Raw genomic sequence first — 16,821 nt, forward strand, 5'->3', positions numbered from 1 at the left:
GGTCACGTCTGTCATGGAAAACATCTGGCTCACGCGACGCCTCCGAGATAGGCCTCTTGAACCCGCTCGTCGCTGCGGATCGCGGCTGGCGCGCCTTCGCACAGCTTCGAGCCGAAATCGAGCACGACGATGCGGTCGACCAGCGACATCACGAACTCCATGTCGTGTTCGACGATCAGGATGGTCAGGTGGTCCGACCGCAGCGAGCGGAGCAGCTCCGCAAGCCGCAGCTTCTCCTGGCGGCGCAGGCCCGCCGCCGGCTCGTCCAGCACCAAGAGGGCCGGGTCCGCGGCCAGCGCCCGCGCGATCTCCAGGATGCGCTGGTTGCCGAGCGGCAGATTGCCTGCGAGCTCGAACGGTCTTTCGCCGAGCCCGACGCGTTCGAGCTGCGTCAGGGCCTCGTGCCGGGCGCTCGCTTCCTCGCGCTGGTTGAGACGGAAGGCGCTGGCGAACAGGCCTGTGCTGGTGCGGGCGTAGGTGCCGAGCATGACGTTTTCCAGGAGGCTCATGCGCGGCCGCAGCTTCACATGCTGGAAGGTCCTGGCGATCCCGGCCTTGGCGATGCGCGATTGCGCGTCGCGCGTGATGGCGCGTCCGGCAAAGACGATCTCGCCCTTGTTGACCCGGAGCGCGCCGGTCAGGCAGTTGAACATCGTGCTCTTGCCGGCGCCGTTCGGGCCGATGACGGCAAGGATCTCGCCGGAGCGGACCTCGAAGCTGACATTGTTGACGGCGACCAGGCCGCCGAACCGCCGCTCGGCGCCATCGACCTTCAGAAGCAGCTCGCCCGGTGCCGGTTGTGTGCGGCGGGGCAGGGGAGCCGCGGGCTCCGGCCGCTCGCGCCTGATCTTCGGCAGAAAGCGCGCGACGAAGGGCACGATGCCCTGCCGCGCCCATTGCAGGAACAGGATGAACAGCGCCGAGAAGGCGACGATCTCGAGTTGCCCGGAGGCGCCCTTGGCGATCAGCGGCAGATAGTCCTGCACGCTGTTCTTGAGCAGCGTGACGACGGCGGCGCCGACGACACCGCCGAGCAGGCTGCCGGCGCCGCCGACCATCGACATCATCAAATATTCGATGCCCATGCCGGCGTCGAACGGGCCGGGGCTGATGAAGCGGCTCATATGGGCGTAGAGCCAGCCGGACAGCGAGGCGAGGAACGCCGCGATCACGAAGGTTACGAGCTTGATCCGGAAGGCGTTGATGCCGAGGCTCTCGACCAGCGTGTTGCCGCCGCGCAGCGCGCGCATGGCGCGGCCGAGCCGGGAGTCCAGCAGATTATATCCAAGCAGCAGGACGGCCGCGACGATGCCCCAGATCAGGAAATAGATCTGCGCGCTCGTGACAAGCGCGAACGATCCGATGCTGATCGGCGGGATCGACGAGATGCCGTTGAAGCGGCCGAGCCCCTCGACATTGCCGAACAGGAAGCCGATCGCGAGGCCCCAGGCGACGGTCGAGAGCGACAGGAAATGGCCCTGCAGCCGCAAGGTGACGACGCCGAGGATGGTTGCGACCGTGCAGGTCAGCGCCACGCCGAACAGAAGGCCGAGCCACGGCGAGTACCCATTCAACGCGGAGACCCACGCTGTCGCATAGGCTGCGACCCCGACGAACGCCGCCTGTCCGAACGATACGATGCCGCCGACGCCGGTGAGCAGCGCAAGCCCGATGGCGACCAGCGAATAGATGCCGATATAGTTCATCAGCGTGATGCTGAACGGGCTCAGGACGAGAGGCGCGAGCGCGAGGCACACCACAGCGGCCACCGCCGCAAGCTGAACATGAAGGCGCGTCATTCCTCGATCTCCTCCTCGGAATGCAGCGAGGCGAGGGATCGCCAGATCAGGATCGGGATCAGAAGCGAGAACACGATGACGTCCTTCAGCGCACTGCTCTCGAAGGATGCGAAGCTTTCGAGGATGCCGACGCCGACGGCGCCGATCGCCGCACCCGGATAGCTGGTCATGCCGCCGACGATGGCGCCGACGAAGGCCTTGAGCCCGATCAGGAAGCCTGAGTCATAGAACACGGTGTTCACAGGCGCGATCAGGATGCCGGAGACGCCGGCCATCAGCGAGCCCAGGAGATAGGCGATGGTGCCGGCGCGAGCCGGCCGTATGCCCATCAGGCGGGAGCCGGTCCGGTTCACGGCGGTGGCGCGCAGCGATTTGCCGACCAGCGTGAAGTCGAAGAAGAGATAGAGCAGGCCGCTGAAGACGAGCGCCGCGATCACGATCAGCATGGTCTGGCCCGAAACCAGCACGCCGGCGAACTCGGTCGAGAACGAGGTCAGCGGTTCGGTCCTGACGCCTTCAGGTCCGAAGAACAGCAGTCCGAGGCCGACCAGCGCGAAATGCAGCGCGACGGAGACCGTCAGCAGCAACAGCACCGTGCCGTCCGCGATGGGGCGGAAGACGATCCGGTCCAGAAGCGGGGCGATCGGCGTGATCAGCATCAGCGCGAGCACCAGCCTGACGGCGAGCGGAGGATCGGTCCGCATCGCGAGCCAGGCGAGGCCGACCACGGCGAGCGGCAGCGCGAGGTAGAAGAAGAGTGCGCGGGGCAGCAGCCGGGTCTCGCCGGCGCGTATGAGCGAGATGATCTCGATCAGGGTCGCAAGGCAGGCGAGGATGACGACCAGCGCTCCCGTGCCCGGAAAGCGCTTCGCGTCGAGGGCAGCCAGCGTCAGCGCGGTGAATGCGGCGATGTCGCCAAAGGGAATGAAGATGACCCGTGTCACCGTGAAGATGAGGACGGTCCCGATCGCCACCAGCGCATAGACTGCGCCGGTGGCGATCCCGTCGATCCCAAGGATGGCTGCGATGTCGCTCGTCATTGAGACGCCGTTCCCCCGTTCTGGCCGTCTGCCGTCGTCCGACTACGGCGCGTACTTCCAGGCGCCGCCGGTCAGGCGCACCACGACGAGCGCGCGCTCGTCGACGCCGGTCACCGCGCCGGGCTTGAAGTTGTAGATGGCGTGCACGCCGGGCAGCTCCTTGGTGCTGAGGATCGCATCCCGCAGCGCGGTGCGGAATTCCGCCGTTCCGGGCTTGGCGGTCTTCAGCGCGCGCTCCGCGGCATTGGCGAAAATCAGCCAGGCGTCGAAGGAGTAGGCGGAGAAGCCGTCGGTGGTCGGGATGTTATGGGTCTTCTGGTAGACGCTGCGGAAGTCCAGCGCGATCTTCTTGGCGAAGTGCTCGTCGGGCAGCTGCTCGGCGACGATCACCGGACCGGCGGAAACCTGGATGCCGTCGGCCGCCTTGCCGCCGACGTTGACGAAATCAGGATTGACCAGCGCTACCGTGCCGTAGGTGTTGCCCTTGAAGCCGCGCTCGGCGAGGCTGAGCAGAGGCAGCGCGCCTTGCGTTCCCGAGCCGCCGTCCAGCACGGCGTCGGGCCGCGCGGCCATCACCTTGAGAATTTGCGCGGTCACCGAGGTGTCGGTGCGGGCATAGCGCTCGTTGGTCTGAATCTTGATGTCGCCGGCGGCCTCGGCCGCCTTGGCGCCGTTGTAGACGAGATCGCCCCAGGCGTCGGAGAAGCCGATATAGCCGATGTTCTTCATGCCGTCGCGCTTCATGCGGTCGGCGATGATCTTGACGAGCAGGGACGCGGGCTGCGGCACCGACACCACCCACTGCTCCGGCGTTTCAGGCAGCTTGCCGATCGGCGACACCGCGATCATCGGCACCTTCAATTCGCTCGCCACCGCGGCCATGGCGATGGTCGAGGGCGCCGTCGCGGTGCCGATCAGAAGGTCGACTTTCTCTTCTTCCACCAGCTTGCGCGCATTGCGGGTCGCGGCCGACGGGTCGGAGCCGTCGTCGAGCTGGATCAGGCGAATGGTCTCGCCGTTGATGGTCTTCTTGTATTCATAGGCGGCGTTGATGCCGCGCCCATAGGGGATGCCGATCGACGAACCATTGCCGCTGAGCGAGGTGACGAAGCCGATGGTGATGTCGGCCTGCGCAGCCGGAGCTGCGACAATTCCGGCGGCAAGTGCAATTAGGCTCAGAGTCTTGCGCATTTGCGTTCTCCTCCGTTGATGCTGGATAGGAATGCCTTGAAGCTGCCGCGCGGGGACCCCGAACGACGAACCAACCGATTGAAAGCATTGCTGCGGCGCCGAATCCCCGGCGCGACCGAAGAGAGTTTTGTTCGGCCTGGCGTCAGCAGCCATGATGTTGCTTGCCGCGCGAATGACGGGCCCATCGGCGAATGCGGGCGGGTCTTTTCTGAAGCGATGAAAGGTCGTTGGCCCTGCCGCGATGCGCGACCGGCGGTGCTGCTGCTGCCGGCTGTTCGAGCGCGGCGACTGTCCACACGATTGAGTCTCTCAAAATCGGTGCCTGCAACGTCATTGTCATGGCCACCGGTCCCTGACCGGCGAGGAATTACTTAAAGCCTAAAGTATTATCGGTGGGGCCGTCAACACGTGTCACGGCGCTGTCAGAAAAAAATGTCGTTGCATACAATTCCGTCAGAGTGCGGCGTTTCTCTGCCGCTCGACCGGACGAAAAGCCCGTGCTCGCCGCGCCGTGACGGTGCCCGCCGTCGGCGCCGCCATGCGCATTTGACGCGTGAATTAGTTTATGGTTGAAATATATTCATCGGCAGCCGACGACCTGTCCTCCGACCACCGCTTGAGGAGAAGGACGATGCGCATCTTCTGGCAGAGCTTCGTTGATGCGAGCGTGAACGCGCCCTACATGGCGCGGCTGTCGGAATACCTCAACAGCATTGCCGCATCGGGCACGACGGTTCACGTCGAGGGCATTACGCCGCCGGACCGGGAGTTCGGGCGGCTCGCGGAATTGCGCTGCGCCGTCCAGGCGATCGACAACGGCCTCGCGGCCGAGGAGGGCGGGTTCGACGCCTTCGTCATGGGACATTTCCAGGATCCCGGACTCTACGAGCTACGCTCGGCGCTCGACATCCCCGTGATCGGGACCGGCGAGGCGACGCTGCTGGCGGCCTCGCAGCTCGGCCGGCGATTAGGCCTTGTGACGCTCGATCCCGTCTTCGAGGTCTGGCACTACGAGCAGGCCGAGCGTTACGGCCTCGGTGGCCGGGTGGTCCATGTGACCGGTCTTGGCTGCAAGCCGGAGGATTTCGCCGATGCGTTCGCCGGAGATGCTGCCGCGCAAGCCCGCATGATCGAGGATTTTGTCGCCTGCGCCCTTCCGCTGGTCGAGCGAGGCGCCGACGTCGTGATCCCCGCCGGTGTGCTGCCGGGTCTCCTGATCGGCAGGGAGCATGGCCTGAAGGTCGGCCATGCGCCGGTGGTCAACTGCGCGGCCGTGGCTCTGAAGAGTGCCGAGATGTGGGTGCAGCTCCGGAAGCTCAATGGCACTGAGCCCAGCCGCGGGCCGAGCTTCAAGCGGGCGAGCGCCCAGGCGCGCGCTGATTTCCGTGCGCTGCTTGCCCGTAGCAGCCGCTAGTCCTGGAGAATGAATCATGATGACTCCTGAAAAAATCCTGTACGAGACCGAGGTGACGGCGACCGGAGGTCGGGACGGCAAGGCTGCCAGCGCCGACGGTCTGTTGTCGGTGTCGCTGTCCTTGCCGAAATCGATGGGCGGCCCCGGCGGCGACGGGACCAATCCGGAGCAGCTCTTTGCAGCGGGCTACGCCGCGTGCTTTCTCGGTGCGGTCAAGCTGGTCGCGCGGACCCGGAAAGTCGTGCCGTCCGCGGAGCCGTCCGTGACCGCGAAGGTGGCGATGGGGCCGGTCCCCGTCGGATATGCGCTCGCCGTCGAGCTGAAGGTCAATCTGCCGGGTGTCGAGACATCGGTGGCCGAAGAGATCGTCGCCGGCGCGCACGAGCGTTGCCCCTATTCGAACGCAACCCGCGGCAATATTGCCGTGAAACTGACGGTGGTCTGAGGCGGATGAACGAGGCGGGCGGTCGGTGACCAATTCCTTACGCACACCGTATGATGGCGTCGTGATCGCGGCGCCCGTCACGATTCCCTATGTGCGCTACTCCATCGAAAGCGCGCAGTGGTGGATCGGCCGTGCGTTGAGCGCGCTCGTCGCACAGGCCGGCATCAAGGCCTCCGACATCGACGGTCTGTGCGTCTCCAGCTTCACCATGGGGACCGACAGCGGTGTCGGACTGACGCAGCATTTCGGGCTCTGCGTGCGCTGGCTGGACACGATCCCGCTCGGCGGCGCCAGCGCCGTCGCCGCCTTGCGAAAGGCGGCGCGCGCGGTTCAGGCTCATGACGCCGACATCGTGGCCTGCGTCGCCGGTGACACCAACCATGTCGATTCCTTCCGGCTGACATTGGAGAACTTTTCACGCTTCAACCAGGACGCCGTCTATCCCTATGGTGCAGGCGGCGCCAATGCGAGCTTCGCGCTGATCGCGCGCAACTACATGCGCACCTTCGGGGTCACGCGGGAGGATGTCGGCAGGATCGCCGTTGCCCAGCGCGCCAATGCCTTGCGCAATCCGCATGCGCTGATGAAGGCGCCGCTGACGCTCGAACAGTATCTCGCGGCCCGGCCGATTTCCGATCCGATCCACCTGTTCGATTGCGTGATGCCCTGCGCGGGCGCCGAGGCCTTCCTGGTGATGCGGGAAGAAACCGCGGCGTCGCTCGGGCTGGCAGCCGCACGACTTCTCTCCACCATCGAGCGGCACAATGCCTTTGCCGACGATCCGATGCAGGTGCGCGGCGGCTGGGCGATGGATATCGGCGAGCTCTACGCGATGGCCGGCGTGAAGCCCGACGATCTCGACGTCGTGCAGACCTATGACGACTATCCCGTCATCACCATGATGCAGTTCGAGGATCTCGGCTTCTGCAACAAGGGCGAGGGCGCCGAGTTCGTGCGCCAGCATGACCTCACCATCGACGGCGACTTTCCGCACAACACCTCGGGCGGACAGCTCTCGGTCGGGCAGGCCGGCGCGGCCGGCGCCTATCTTGGTCTGGTCGAGGGACTGCGGCAGGTTCTGGGAACTGCAGGCCCCACGCAGGTCAGCAATGCGAGCCTCGCCTTGGCTTCTGGGTTCGGTATGATCAACTATGACCGCGGTCTCGCCTCGGGCGCCGCGATCTTTGCAGGGCCTTCGCGATGATCGAGCCGATCAAGCCGCCCCGGCGCAAGAACCCGCTGCTGCGGACGCGGCTGCCTGCCTCGCCGCCGCGGCCGCGCAGCAGGACATCGCATGGGTTCACGCTAGCGGCCGCCGAAGGCCGCTTCATGCTGCAACGCTGCGAGGCTTGCAGCGCTTTTGCCTATCCGGCGCGGGAGGCATGTCCGTCTTGCCTGTCATCCGGCCTCGCCTTCGTCGATGCGCCGCGCCGGGGCATGCTTCTTTCCGAGACCACGGCGCGCGTGCCGAGCGACGTCTATTTTCGTGAACGGGCGCCCTGGCGCATCGGCCTCATCAGGATGGACTGCGGGCCGACGATCGTCGCACACCTCCATGCCGACTGCGTGGAGGGCGCGCCGGTCCGCATGTCGTTGCAACTCGACAAGAGCGGTCAGGCGGTGGCCTTTGCCCATCCCGAGGGGGAGACTCCCAACATGGCAGACGACAAGCAGTGGCGGGAAATGACAGCCGATCCGAAATTCCGGCGCGTGCTCGTGACCAACGGTCGCAGCGTGATCGGCCAGGAAGCCGTCGCCGCCTTGAAGGCGGCCGGCGCCAAGACGGTGTTCGTCGGCATTGCCGAACCATGGCGGCCGTTCGCCGGCGAGACGCTGCTGCGCGGCCAGGACGGGATCGAGATCGTGACCCTCGATGCAGCCGACGAAAAATCGGCGGCCGATCTTGCGGCCGACATCGGCGGCAAGGTCGATATCCTCGTCAACACGACGGAATATGTGCGGCCGGGCGGCCTGCTCGACCGCAGGGGCACCAGCATCGCGCGCGACGAGGTCGACCAGGCCTATCTCGGCTTCATCAACCTCGCGCAGGCCTTTGGCCACGCCATGCGGATGCGGGGTGCCGATGGCGTCAACAACAGTGCCGCGTGGGTCAACATTCTCTCGGTCTATGCGCTGGCGAACTGGCCTGCCTTTGGCGCCTACTCGGCTTCGCAAGCGGCGTGCCTGTCGCTCTCGCACTGCCTGCGCGCCGAGCTCAGGCCCGGCGGCGTCAGGGTGATGAATCTGTTCACCGGGCCCGTCGACACCGAATGGTTCCAGACCGTGCCGCCGCCGAAGGTCGCGCCGCGCGCCATCGCGCAGGCGATCGTGTCGGGGCTCAAAGGCGGGCTCGAGGAGATGTATGTCGGAGATGTCGCCGAAGAGATCCGGCAGCGTCTGGCGGCGAATCCAAAAGCGCTCGAGCGCGAGCTCGACAGGTAAGAAGCAGGATTTCAACCAAGCCGGAGGACGTGACGATGCAAAGCAACAATCTCCTGGAGCTGGCGAGTGCGATTTCTTCCGGCGCGGTGCGCGTCGTCGATCTGACCTTCACGCTCAGCCCGGACTTTCCGGTCATCGTGCTGCCGCCAGAGTTCGGGCAGGCGGCGCCGGTCCGCATCCAGGAGATCTCGCGATACGACGGTCGCGGTCCGGCCTGGTACTGGAATAACGTCACGTTCGGCGAGCACACCGGCACGCATTTCGATGCGCCGATTCACTGGTTCACCGGCAAGAACCTGCCGAACAATGCCGTCGACACCATGCCGGCCAAGGACATGATCGCGCCGGCCTGCGTCATCGACTGCTCCGCGCTGGCCGCGCAGGATCCCGATTTCCTGCTGACCGTTCCGCTCGTCGAAGCCTGGGAAGCCAAGCACGGCCGGATCCCCGAACGGAACTGGGTGCTGCTGCGGACCGACTGGTCGAAGAAGGGCTGGCGCGACTACTCCAATCTCGGCGATGACGGTGCGCACACGCCGGGCCCGAACGCGGCCGTCATGAAGTGGCTGGTGGAGGAGCGCGGCGTCATCGGGTTTGGCACCGAGACCATCGGCACCGATGCGGGGCAGGCCGGGCATTTCGAGCCGCCTTATCCGGCGCATCACTTCTTGCACGGCGCGGGCCGCTACGGCCTGCAATGCCTGTGCAACCTGGATCAGCTTCCGGCCACCGGGGCGGTCATCGTGGCTTCGCCACTGAAGATCCAGAACGGCTCCGGCAGTCCGCTGCGCGTCATCGCGCTGGTGTCGTCAACCTGAATTGATTCCATGGCGCTTGCCAATCAGAAGACATCCTCACGAAAGACAGGTGCCATGAACTTGATCAAGAGCCTGCTGGCCTCCACTGCATTGTTGCTTGCGGCCTCGAACATTGCGCAGGCCGAGATCCTCGTCGGCTTCGTCACCGGCCTCAGCGGGCCGGTGTCGTCGATTGGAATCCCGAACGCGAAGGGGATCGCGGCGGGGCAGGCCTATATCGGCGAGATCGGCGGCGAGAAGCTCCGGCTTATCCAGCTCGATGACGGCTCTGATCCGACCGCCTCGGCGCGCAACGCCCGCAAGCTGGTCGAGCAGGAGAAGGTCGACGTCCTCATCGGCACGTCCGGCGCACCCCAGACGCTCGCGATGGCGACTGCGGCCATCGAGATGAAGATTCCGATGATTGCGGTGTCCCCGATCGCGCCGGTGCCGCCGGGCGATGGCGGTCCCTGGGTGGTCCAGACGCCGCAGCCGACGCCGCTTCTGGTGCAGGGCATCGTCGACCACATGAAGGCGAAGGGCCTGAAGACCGTCGCGTTCATCGGCTTCTCCGATGCGTTCGGCGATCTCATGTACAACTCGCTCGAGCAGAGTGCGAAGACGGCCGACATCAAGGTCATTGCCAACGAGCGCTACGCCAGGTCGGATTCCTCCGTAACGGCGCAAGTGCTCCGCGCACTTGCCGCGCGTCCTGATGCCATCATGCTCGGCGGCACCGGGACGCCTGGTGCGCTGCCGGTCATCGCCTTGTCCGAGCGCGGATATAAAGGGCCGTTGTACGGCAATCACGGGCTGATCAGCGCCGATTTCCTCCGCCTTGCCGGCAAGGCCGCCAACGGCATCATCTGCCCGACTGGACCTGTGACCGCGGCCGAGCAGCTTCCGGCCGGCAATCCGATCCAGAAAATTGCGCTGGATTTCCGTGCGGCCTTCGAGAAGGCGAACGGTGAGGCGCCGACGGATTCATTCTCGTCCTATTCTTTCGATGGCTGGCTGGTGTTCGCCGATGCCGCCAAGCGCGCGATGGCGACCGGCGCCAAGCCCGGCTCACCGGAATTTCGTACCGCGCTTCGTCAGGCGCTGTTCACGACCAAGGAGGTCGTGGGGACGCAGGGCGTCTACACCTATACGCCGGCGGATCGGCATGGCGTCGATCAGCGCTCGCGCATCATGGTCCAGATCGAGGACGGCAAATACAAGCTGTTGCCCTGAGGCGGAAGCATGATCGTGACGGAGAACGGGGCGCCGGCAAAGATCAGCGAAGCGGTCGGCGGGGAGGGCAAGACGCCGGCCTCGGCGCATGCGGTGGCGTCGTTTCCGCCGTCGGACCGCATCCTCTCAATGATCCTCACGCGGCAGGCGGAGCGCTATGGCGAGCGTATCCTGCTGGTCGCGGGCGGGACGCGCTGGACCTTTGCACAGACCGCGGCGATCGCGGCCGCGTCGGCCCAGGCGCTGGTCGATGCCGGGATCAAGCCGGGCGATCGGGTCGCGCTGATGTGTTCGAACCGTCCGGAGTTCTTGCAGGTCTATCTCGGCTGTGCGTGGCTCGGGGCCATCGCAGTCCCGATCAATACCGCGCTGCGCGGCTTCCAGCTCTCCCACATCTTCCGCAACTCGCGTCCCGCGCTGCTTGTCGTCGAGGCTCAGTTCGTCACCGCGATCGAGACTGTCGAGGCCGGCGTCGAGCTGCCGCCGCGAACCTGGATCATCGGGGATGCCGACGGCGCAGGCGATGCCAGGCTTTCCGCGTTGCCGTTGCCGGCGCTCGGAGCCGCGGCACCGGCGGGGGCCGTGCGTCCCGGCGACACCGTTGCGATCCTCTACACATCGGGCACCACGGGGCCTGCGAAGGGAGTGTGCTGCCCGCAGGCGCAACTGTTCTGGTGGGGCATCTATTCGGCGCGCGCGCTCGGCATCCGCGAAGGCGATGTGCTGTTCACGACGCTGCCCCTGTTCCATACCAACGCGCTGAATGCGTTCTATCAGGCGCTGCTGAACGGATGCACCTACGTGCTGGAGCCGAAATTCTCCGCCTCCGGCTTTTGGGCGGCCGCGCACCGGCACCATGCGACCGTCGGCTATCTGCTCGGCGCGATGGCGTCGATGCTTCTGGCGCAGCCGAAGAGCGCCGACGATTCGACGCATCGCCTTCGCGTTGCGCTCGGCGGCGGCGTGCCGCCGCAGATCCACGGTCCGTTCCTCGCGCGGTTTGGCGTACCGCTGGTCGACGGCTACGGGTCGACCGAGACCAACTTCGTGTTCGCCGGCACGATTCCGTCCGACCGTCCGGGGACCATGGGCTATCTGGCCGACGGGATCGAGGCGCGAATCGTCGATGAAAATGATTCAGCGCTTCCTGACGGGCAGGCCGGCGAACTCGTGCTCCGCGCAAAAGAGCCCTTTGCTTTCGCCACCGGCTATTTCGGCATGCCGGAGAAGACGGTCGAGGCCTGGCGAAATCTGTGGTTTCACTCGGGCGATCGGGTCGTCCGGGATGCTGACGGACACTATCGCTTCATTGACCGCATGAAGGATTCCATCCGCCGGCGTGGCGAGAACGTATCCTCCTGGGAGGTCGAGCAGACCATCCAGTCCCATCCCGCGGTCGCCGCCTGCGCGATCTACCCGCTGCCGTCGGAATTGGGAGAGGACGAGGTTGCGGCCGCGATCCTGCTGGAACCGGGCCAATCGCTGGCGCCCGTCGACATTGTCCGGCATTGCGAAGGCCAGATCGCCTATTTCGCCGTTCCGCGCTATGTGCGCATTCTCAGCCAGATGCCGCTGACGGAGAACGGCAAGATCAAGAAGGGCGTGCTGCGCGACGCCGGCGTCACCACGGATACGTGGGATCGCGAAGCGGCCGGAGTGAAGGTGCGGCGCTGACCGTCGGCCTCAGCGTTTTTGCAGAGCGTCCCTGACGGCGCCCTTCAGTTCGTCGAGCTCGCCGATCAGTCCGTCGAACCGGTCCGCCGGGAAATCGGCCAACAGCTCGGCAAGCCATGCGCCGTGGCTCTTGGCCATTCGCCTGAAGGCCTTGCGGCCTTCGACTGTCATGCAGACGATCTGCACGCGGCGGTCGAGGTTCGACGGCGTGCGGGTGATGTATCCATCCTCGACCAGGCGGTCGACGATGGGCGTCAGGTTCCCGGCCGAGACCATCAGGCGCTTCGGCAGCTCTCCCAGCACGAGTCCGCTCGGTTCGCGGTCGAGCTGGGCGAGGACGTCGAAGCGGGGCATCGTGAAATCGAACTCTTCGCGAAACCGGCGCCGCAGCTCGCCCTCGATCAGGGTCGTGCAGGCGAGCAGCCGGAGCCAGACTCGCGTTTGAGCCCTGTACTCGGCCTCCTGATCCGCCCCATTCCTGGCCGAAACAGGCGTGGACTCCTTCGCGAGTGCCAATCGAATCTCCCGGGCTTGGTGGCCTGACGACAGCTGACGCAGCTCTCGTGGATGCTGGCAGGATAGTTCGTGCCAAAAGTAAATTCAAGGCTGAGCCCGAATGCCTCGGAATTGGCTCTGCCATGTGTCCAATTTGCGTTGTATCTAAGGTTCGAGGTCGCGGAGGCGGGGCCGTCGCTCGAGGGGTTTGCAGAACTCACCTTGACAAGGCCCGTGCCGACAAAATACTTTATGCTTAAAATAATTCGAGCGAGAGTTCGGCCCACGGCGCGGCGCGCGAAAGCGAGGGATCATGCGGATAGTCTGTATCGGCGGCGGCCCGGCCGGTCTCTATCTGGGCCTGCTGATGAAGCGCCGGCATCCGGAGCATGTCGTCACGGTCGTCGAGCGCAACAAGCCCTACGATACGTTCGGCTGGGGGGTGGTGTTCTCCGATGCCATGATGTCCGCGATGCGCCTTGCCGACCCCGAGAGCGCCGCCGAAATCGAGGACGCCTTCAATCACTGGGATGATATCGAGCTCGTCTTCAAGGGCACGCGCCAGCGCACGACCGGCCATGGCTTCATCGGTATCGGGCGCAAGCATCTGCTCAACATTCTCCAGAGGCGCTGTGAGGCGCTGGGTGTCGAGCTCGTCTTCGAGCGCGAGGTCGAGTCCGACCTCGAATTTCCCGACGCCGACCTGATCGTCGCCTGCGACGGCGTCAATTCCAGGATCCGTACCCGCTATGCCGAGCAATTCCGGCCCGACATGGTGATCCGCCCAAACCGGTTCATCTGGCTCGGCACCAAGAAGGCGTTCGACGCCTTCACGTTCGATTTTCAGAAGACCGAGCACGGCTGGTTCCAGGCGCACATCTACAAGTTCGATGCGGAGACCTCGACCTTCATCGTCGAGACCACGGAAGAAGCCTACAATGCCCATGGGCTCGGCGAGCTCGATCAGCAGGGCTCGATCGAGTTCTGCGAAAGGATCTTCGCCGAGACGCTCGATGGCGCAAAGCTCCTGACCAACGCCCGCCATCTCCGCGGCTCGGCCTGGCTGAATTTCAGCCGCCTGATCTGCGGCAAATGGAGCGTGTTCAACGGCAAGTCTCACGTCGTGCTGATGGGGGACGCGGCGCACACCGCGCATTTCGCCATCGGATCGGGCACCAAGCTCGCGCTCGACGACGCCATCGAGCTCGCCAACCAGTTCGATCGTCATGGTCATGGTCGCGACCAGATCGAGACTGTGCTGGATGCCTATGAGGAAGTGCGCCGCGTCGACGTGGCGCGCATCCAGAACGCGGCGCGCAACGCCATGGAATGGTTCGAGGTGGTCGGCCGGCGCTATGCCGACACGCTCGAGCCGCCGCAATTCTTCTATTCGATGCTGACACGCTCCCAGCGCATCAGCCATGAGAACCTGCGCCTGCGCGACCGTACCTGGCTGGAAGGTTTTGAGCGCTGGTTCGCCGCGCGCTCGGGCATCGCAGTCAAGGACGGCGAGCGGGTGCCGCCGCCGATGCTGACGCCGCACCGCGTCCGCGGCCTTTCGCTCGCGAACCGCATCATGGTGTCGCCGATGGCGATGTACTCGGCGCAGGATGGGCTCATCAACGACTTCCACATCGCCCATCTCGGCGCGCGTGCCATGGGTGGCGCTGCGCTGATCTTTGCCGAGATGACCTGCGTCTCGCCGGATGCGCGGATCACGCCGGGCTGCCTCGGGCTCTGGAACGATGCGCAAGAAGCGCAGTGGCGCCGGCTGGTCGACCTGATCCACGGTCTCGGACACGCCAAGGTCGGAATCCAGCTCGGCCATGCCGGGCGCAAGGGTGCGACCAGGGTGCCCTGGGAAGGGATCGATCAACCCCTTGAATCCGGGGAGTGGCCGCTGATCTCCGCGTCGGCCTTGCCGTATCTGCCGCACAGCCAGTTGCCGCGGGCGATGGACCGCAGTGACATGGACCGCGTGCGCGACGATTTCGTCGCAGCGACACGTCGTGCCGCTGCCGCCGACGTCGAGTGGCTCGAGCTGCATTGCGCCCACGGCTATCTGCTGTCGAGCTTCCTGTCGCCGCTGACCAACCGGCGCACGGACGAATACGGCGGCAGCCATGCGAACCGCGCGTGCTTTCCGCTGGAGGTGTTCAGGGCGATGCGCGCGGTGTGGCCGTCGGATCGGCCGACCTCGGTGCGCCTGTCGTGCCATGACTGGACCGAAGGCGGCAACACTCCGGCCGATGCAGCGATCTTCGCAGCGATGTTCAAGGAGGCAGGCGCCGACGTGATCGATTGCTCCTCGGGGCAGGTCTGGAAGGAGGAGCGGCCGGTCTATGGACGCCTGTTCCAGACGCCGTTCGCCGACTTGATCCGCAACGAGGTCGGCATCGAGACGATCGCAGTCGGTGCGATCTCCGAGGCCGATCACGCCAACTCGATCCTGGCGGCCGGCCGCGCCGATCTCTGCGCCATCGCGCGGCCGCATCTGGCCGACCCGGCCTGGACGCTGCACGAAGCCGCGCGCATCGGCATCACCAGGGTCGACTGGCCGAAGCAATATCTGTCCGCCAAGGGGCAATATGAAGCCAATCTGGCGCGCGCCGCGGCAGCCAGCGCGCAGTGAGCGGAGGAGGGATCGGATGAGCTCCGTGGCAAAAGTCATCAAGCGAGACTGGCTGGACTGGCCGTTCTTCGAACAGCGCCACCGCACGATCGGCGAGCGGCTCGATCGCTTCGTGCAGTCGGGGTCTCTCGACGCAATCGATCACGGCGACGTCGACGGTGCCTGCCGCAAGCTCGTGCGCGCGATGGGCGAGGCGGGGGTGCTCGATTGCGCGGTCGCGGCGCCCGACAGCGATGCGACCACGATCGATTCCCGCTCGATCTGCCTGTCGCGCGAGTCGCTCGCCTATGCCGACGGCCTCGCCGATTTCGCCTTCGCCATGCAGGGGCTTGGCTCCGGCGCAATCGCGCTCGGCGGTTCGGCCGAGCTGCGCAAGGCCGTGCTGCCGAAAGTTCGCTCCGGCGAATGGCTGGCGGCCTTCGCGCTGTCCGAGAAGGAGGCGGGATCGGATGTCGCGGCGATGTCCTGCACGGCGCGCGCCGACGGTGACGACTATGTCATCGACGGCGAGAAGACCTGGATCTCCAACGGCGGCATTGCCGACGTCTACACGCTGTTTGCGCGAACCGGCGAGGCGCCGGGCGCCCGCGGCATCTCGGCGTTCGTCGTCTTTCCCGATGATCCCGGCTTCGGCATCGCCGAGCGTATCGACGTCATCGCGCCGCATCCGCTGGCGACGTTGCGCTTTGGCAATTGCCGGATCCCGGCGAGCCGTCGCCTCGGCGCGCCCGGCGGCGGGTTCAAGCTCGCGATGCAGACGCTGGACATCTTCCGCGCATCGGTCGCGGCCGCGGCCCTCGGCTTTGCCCGGCGGGCGCTCGACGAAGCGCTGTCGCATGCGAAGAGCCGGCACATGTTCGGTGCGACGCTCGGAGATCTCCAACTGACCCAGGCTGCGCTCGGCGACATGGCGACCGACACCGACGCCGCCGCGCTCCTGACCTATCGCGCGGCCTGGCGCCGCGACGTCCAGAAGCTTCCCACGACGCGCGAAGCTGCCATGGCGAAGCTGACCGCGACCGAGACCGCGCAGCGCGTCATCGACCGCGCGGTCCAGATGTTCGGCGGACGCGGCGTGCGCAAGGGCGAGGTCGTCGAAAGCCTCTACCGCGAAATCCGCGCATTGCGCATCTACGAGGGCGCGACCGAGGTCCAGAAACTGATTGTGGCGCGCGACTTACTGAAACCGCGCTGAGACGATAGAGAGAAGCCGATGAGTGTGATGAGACAGCCGGGTGCAGCGGCGCCCGACATGGCGAACGGTTTGCAGGTGCTCCAGCCCGGCGGCTGGCCGCAGCCAAAGGGATATGCGAACGGCATGATGGCCGACGGGCGCCTCGTCGTGACCGGCGGCGTCGTCGGCTGGGACGTTTCAGGCCGGTTTGGCGAAGGATTTGTTGCGCAGGTCCGCCAGACGCTCGAAAACATCGTTGCGATCCTGGCCGAAGGCGGCGCGCGGCCGGATCATCTGGTTCGTCTGACCTGGTATGTCGTGGACATGGACGAATACGTCTCCAATCTCAAGGCGCTCGGCAAAGCCTATCGCGAGGTGATCGGGACCCACTATCCCAGCATGGCGCTCGTTCAGGTCGTGCGTCTTGTCGAGCCTTCCGCGCGCGTCGAGATCGAAGCAACGGCCGTCGTCCCGCGCTGACGAGC

General features: G+C 65.7%; 14 protein-coding genes. 10 read left to right on the forward strand and 4 right to left on the reverse strand.

Features of this window, described 5'->3' with window-relative positions:
- Positions 1-29: 29 nt before the first annotated feature.
- Genes AC1RUR_RS07160 through AC1RUR_RS07170 form a run of 3 tightly spaced genes read right to left on the reverse strand, consistent with a single transcriptional unit; the run spans position 30 to position 4,030 of the window.
- Complete coding sequence (locus AC1RUR_RS07160; protein WP_492842406.1) at positions 30-1,799, reverse strand: branched-chain amino acid ABC transporter ATP-binding protein/permease; 1,770 nt, start codon at positions 1,797-1,799, stop codon at positions 30-32.
- The gene (locus tag AC1RUR_RS07165; protein WP_492842407.1) at positions 1,796-2,839 is read right to left on the reverse strand and encodes a branched-chain amino acid ABC transporter permease; all 1,044 of its coding nucleotides are present in this window, start codon (positions 2,837-2,839) and stop codon (positions 1,796-1,798) included. The genes AC1RUR_RS07160 and AC1RUR_RS07165 overlap by 4 nt, the downstream gene beginning before the upstream one ends.
- A gap of 42 nt (positions 2,840-2,881) precedes the next feature.
- Positions 2,882-4,030, reverse strand: coding sequence for an ABC transporter substrate-binding protein (locus AC1RUR_RS07170; RefSeq protein WP_492842408.1), 1,149 nt, complete (start codon positions 4,028-4,030; stop codon positions 2,882-2,884).
- A gap of 631 nt (positions 4,031-4,661) precedes the next feature.
- Between AC1RUR_RS07170 and AC1RUR_RS07175 the strand changes: the two genes are divergently transcribed.
- From AC1RUR_RS07175 to AC1RUR_RS07205, 7 genes are read left to right on the forward strand one after another with little or no spacing between them, the layout of a single operon-like run.
- Entirely contained in the window at positions 4,662-5,444 is a 783-nt protein-coding gene (locus AC1RUR_RS07175; protein ID WP_492842409.1) for an aspartate/glutamate racemase family protein, read from the forward strand.
- Positions 5,445-5,460: 16 nt separating this feature from the next.
- The gene (locus AC1RUR_RS07180) at positions 5,461-5,889 is read left to right on the forward strand and encodes an organic hydroperoxide resistance protein (RefSeq protein ID WP_492842410.1); all 429 of its coding nucleotides are present in this window, start codon (positions 5,461-5,463) and stop codon (positions 5,887-5,889) included.
- A gap of 25 nt (positions 5,890-5,914) precedes the next feature.
- On the forward strand, positions 5,915-7,093 hold the full coding sequence (locus AC1RUR_RS07185) for a thiolase family protein (RefSeq protein WP_492842411.1): 1,179 nt from the start codon (positions 5,915-5,917) through the stop codon (positions 7,091-7,093).
- Positions 7,090-8,331: an SDR family NAD(P)-dependent oxidoreductase gene (locus AC1RUR_RS07190; RefSeq protein ID WP_492842412.1), complete on the forward strand. Its 1,242-nt coding sequence runs from the start codon at positions 7,090-7,092 to the stop codon at positions 8,329-8,331. The genes AC1RUR_RS07185 and AC1RUR_RS07190 overlap by 4 nt, the downstream gene beginning before the upstream one ends.
- Positions 8,332-8,366: 35 nt before the next feature.
- Entirely contained in the window at positions 8,367-9,149 is a 783-nt protein-coding gene (locus AC1RUR_RS07195) for a cyclase family protein (protein ID WP_492842413.1), read from the forward strand.
- 54 nt (positions 9,150-9,203) lie between these two features.
- Positions 9,204-10,361, forward strand: a complete 1,158-nt coding sequence (locus AC1RUR_RS07200) for an ABC transporter substrate-binding protein (protein ID WP_492842414.1) — start codon at positions 9,204-9,206, stop codon at positions 10,359-10,361.
- Between the two features lie 9 nt (positions 10,362-10,370).
- Complete coding sequence (locus AC1RUR_RS07205) at positions 10,371-12,035, forward strand: ATP-dependent acyl-CoA ligase (protein ID WP_492842415.1); 1,665 nt, start codon at positions 10,371-10,373, stop codon at positions 12,033-12,035.
- Positions 12,036-12,044: 9 nt separating this feature from the next.
- On the opposite strand, the gene AC1RUR_RS07210 is transcribed toward AC1RUR_RS07205, so the two are convergent.
- The gene (locus tag AC1RUR_RS07210) at positions 12,045-12,551 is read right to left on the reverse strand and encodes a MarR family winged helix-turn-helix transcriptional regulator (RefSeq protein ID WP_492842416.1); all 507 of its coding nucleotides are present in this window, start codon (positions 12,549-12,551) and stop codon (positions 12,045-12,047) included.
- A gap of 292 nt (positions 12,552-12,843) precedes the next feature.
- On the opposite strand from AC1RUR_RS07210, the gene AC1RUR_RS07215 reads away from it, so the two are divergent.
- From AC1RUR_RS07215 to AC1RUR_RS07225, 3 genes are read left to right on the forward strand one after another with little or no spacing between them, the layout of a single operon-like run.
- On the forward strand, positions 12,844-15,162 hold the full coding sequence (locus AC1RUR_RS07215) for a bifunctional salicylyl-CoA 5-hydroxylase/oxidoreductase (RefSeq protein ID WP_492842417.1): 2,319 nt from the start codon (positions 12,844-12,846) through the stop codon (positions 15,160-15,162).
- Between the two features lie 16 nt (positions 15,163-15,178).
- Positions 15,179-16,357, forward strand: a complete 1,179-nt coding sequence (locus AC1RUR_RS07220; RefSeq protein WP_492842418.1) for an acyl-CoA dehydrogenase family protein — start codon at positions 15,179-15,181, stop codon at positions 16,355-16,357.
- Between the two features lie 18 nt (positions 16,358-16,375).
- On the forward strand, positions 16,376-16,816 hold the full coding sequence (locus tag AC1RUR_RS07225; protein ID WP_492842419.1) for a RidA family protein: 441 nt from the start codon (positions 16,376-16,378) through the stop codon (positions 16,814-16,816).
- The last annotated feature ends 5 nt before the right edge of the window (positions 16,817-16,821 follow it).

The sequence above is a fragment of the Bradyrhizobium sp. GW821-FHT12B03 genome (genome assembly GCF_058807535.1).

Bases quoted from the DNA above. Each gene is read 5' to 3' on its own strand.
- AC1RUR_RS07160 (WP_492842406.1), bottom strand. From the start codon at position 1,799: ATGACGCGCCTTCATGTTCAGCTTGCGGCGGTGGCCGCTGTGGTGTGC.
- AC1RUR_RS07165 (WP_492842407.1), bottom strand. From the start codon at position 2,839: ATGACGAGCGACATCGCAGCCATCCTTGGGATCGACGGGATCGCCACC.
- AC1RUR_RS07170 (WP_492842408.1), bottom strand. From the start codon at position 4,030: ATGCGCAAGACTCTGAGCCTAATTGCACTTGCCGCCGGAATTGTCGCA.
- AC1RUR_RS07175 (WP_492842409.1), top strand. From the start codon at position 4,662: ATGCGCATCTTCTGGCAGAGCTTCGTTGATGCGAGCGTGAACGCGCCC.
- AC1RUR_RS07180 (WP_492842410.1), top strand. From the start codon at position 5,461: ATGATGACTCCTGAAAAAATCCTGTACGAGACCGAGGTGACGGCGACC.
- AC1RUR_RS07190 (WP_492842412.1), top strand. From the start codon at position 7,090: ATGATCGAGCCGATCAAGCCGCCCCGGCGCAAGAACCCGCTGCTGCGG.
- AC1RUR_RS07195 (WP_492842413.1), top strand. From the start codon at position 8,367: ATGCAAAGCAACAATCTCCTGGAGCTGGCGAGTGCGATTTCTTCCGGC.
- AC1RUR_RS07200 (WP_492842414.1), top strand. From the start codon at position 9,204: ATGAACTTGATCAAGAGCCTGCTGGCCTCCACTGCATTGTTGCTTGCG.
- AC1RUR_RS07205 (WP_492842415.1), top strand. From the start codon at position 10,371: ATGATCGTGACGGAGAACGGGGCGCCGGCAAAGATCAGCGAAGCGGTC.
- AC1RUR_RS07215 (WP_492842417.1), top strand. From the start codon at position 12,844: ATGCGGATAGTCTGTATCGGCGGCGGCCCGGCCGGTCTCTATCTGGGC.
- AC1RUR_RS07220 (WP_492842418.1), top strand. From the start codon at position 15,179: ATGAGCTCCGTGGCAAAAGTCATCAAGCGAGACTGGCTGGACTGGCCG.
- AC1RUR_RS07225 (WP_492842419.1), top strand. From the start codon at position 16,376: ATGAGTGTGATGAGACAGCCGGGTGCAGCGGCGCCCGACATGGCGAAC.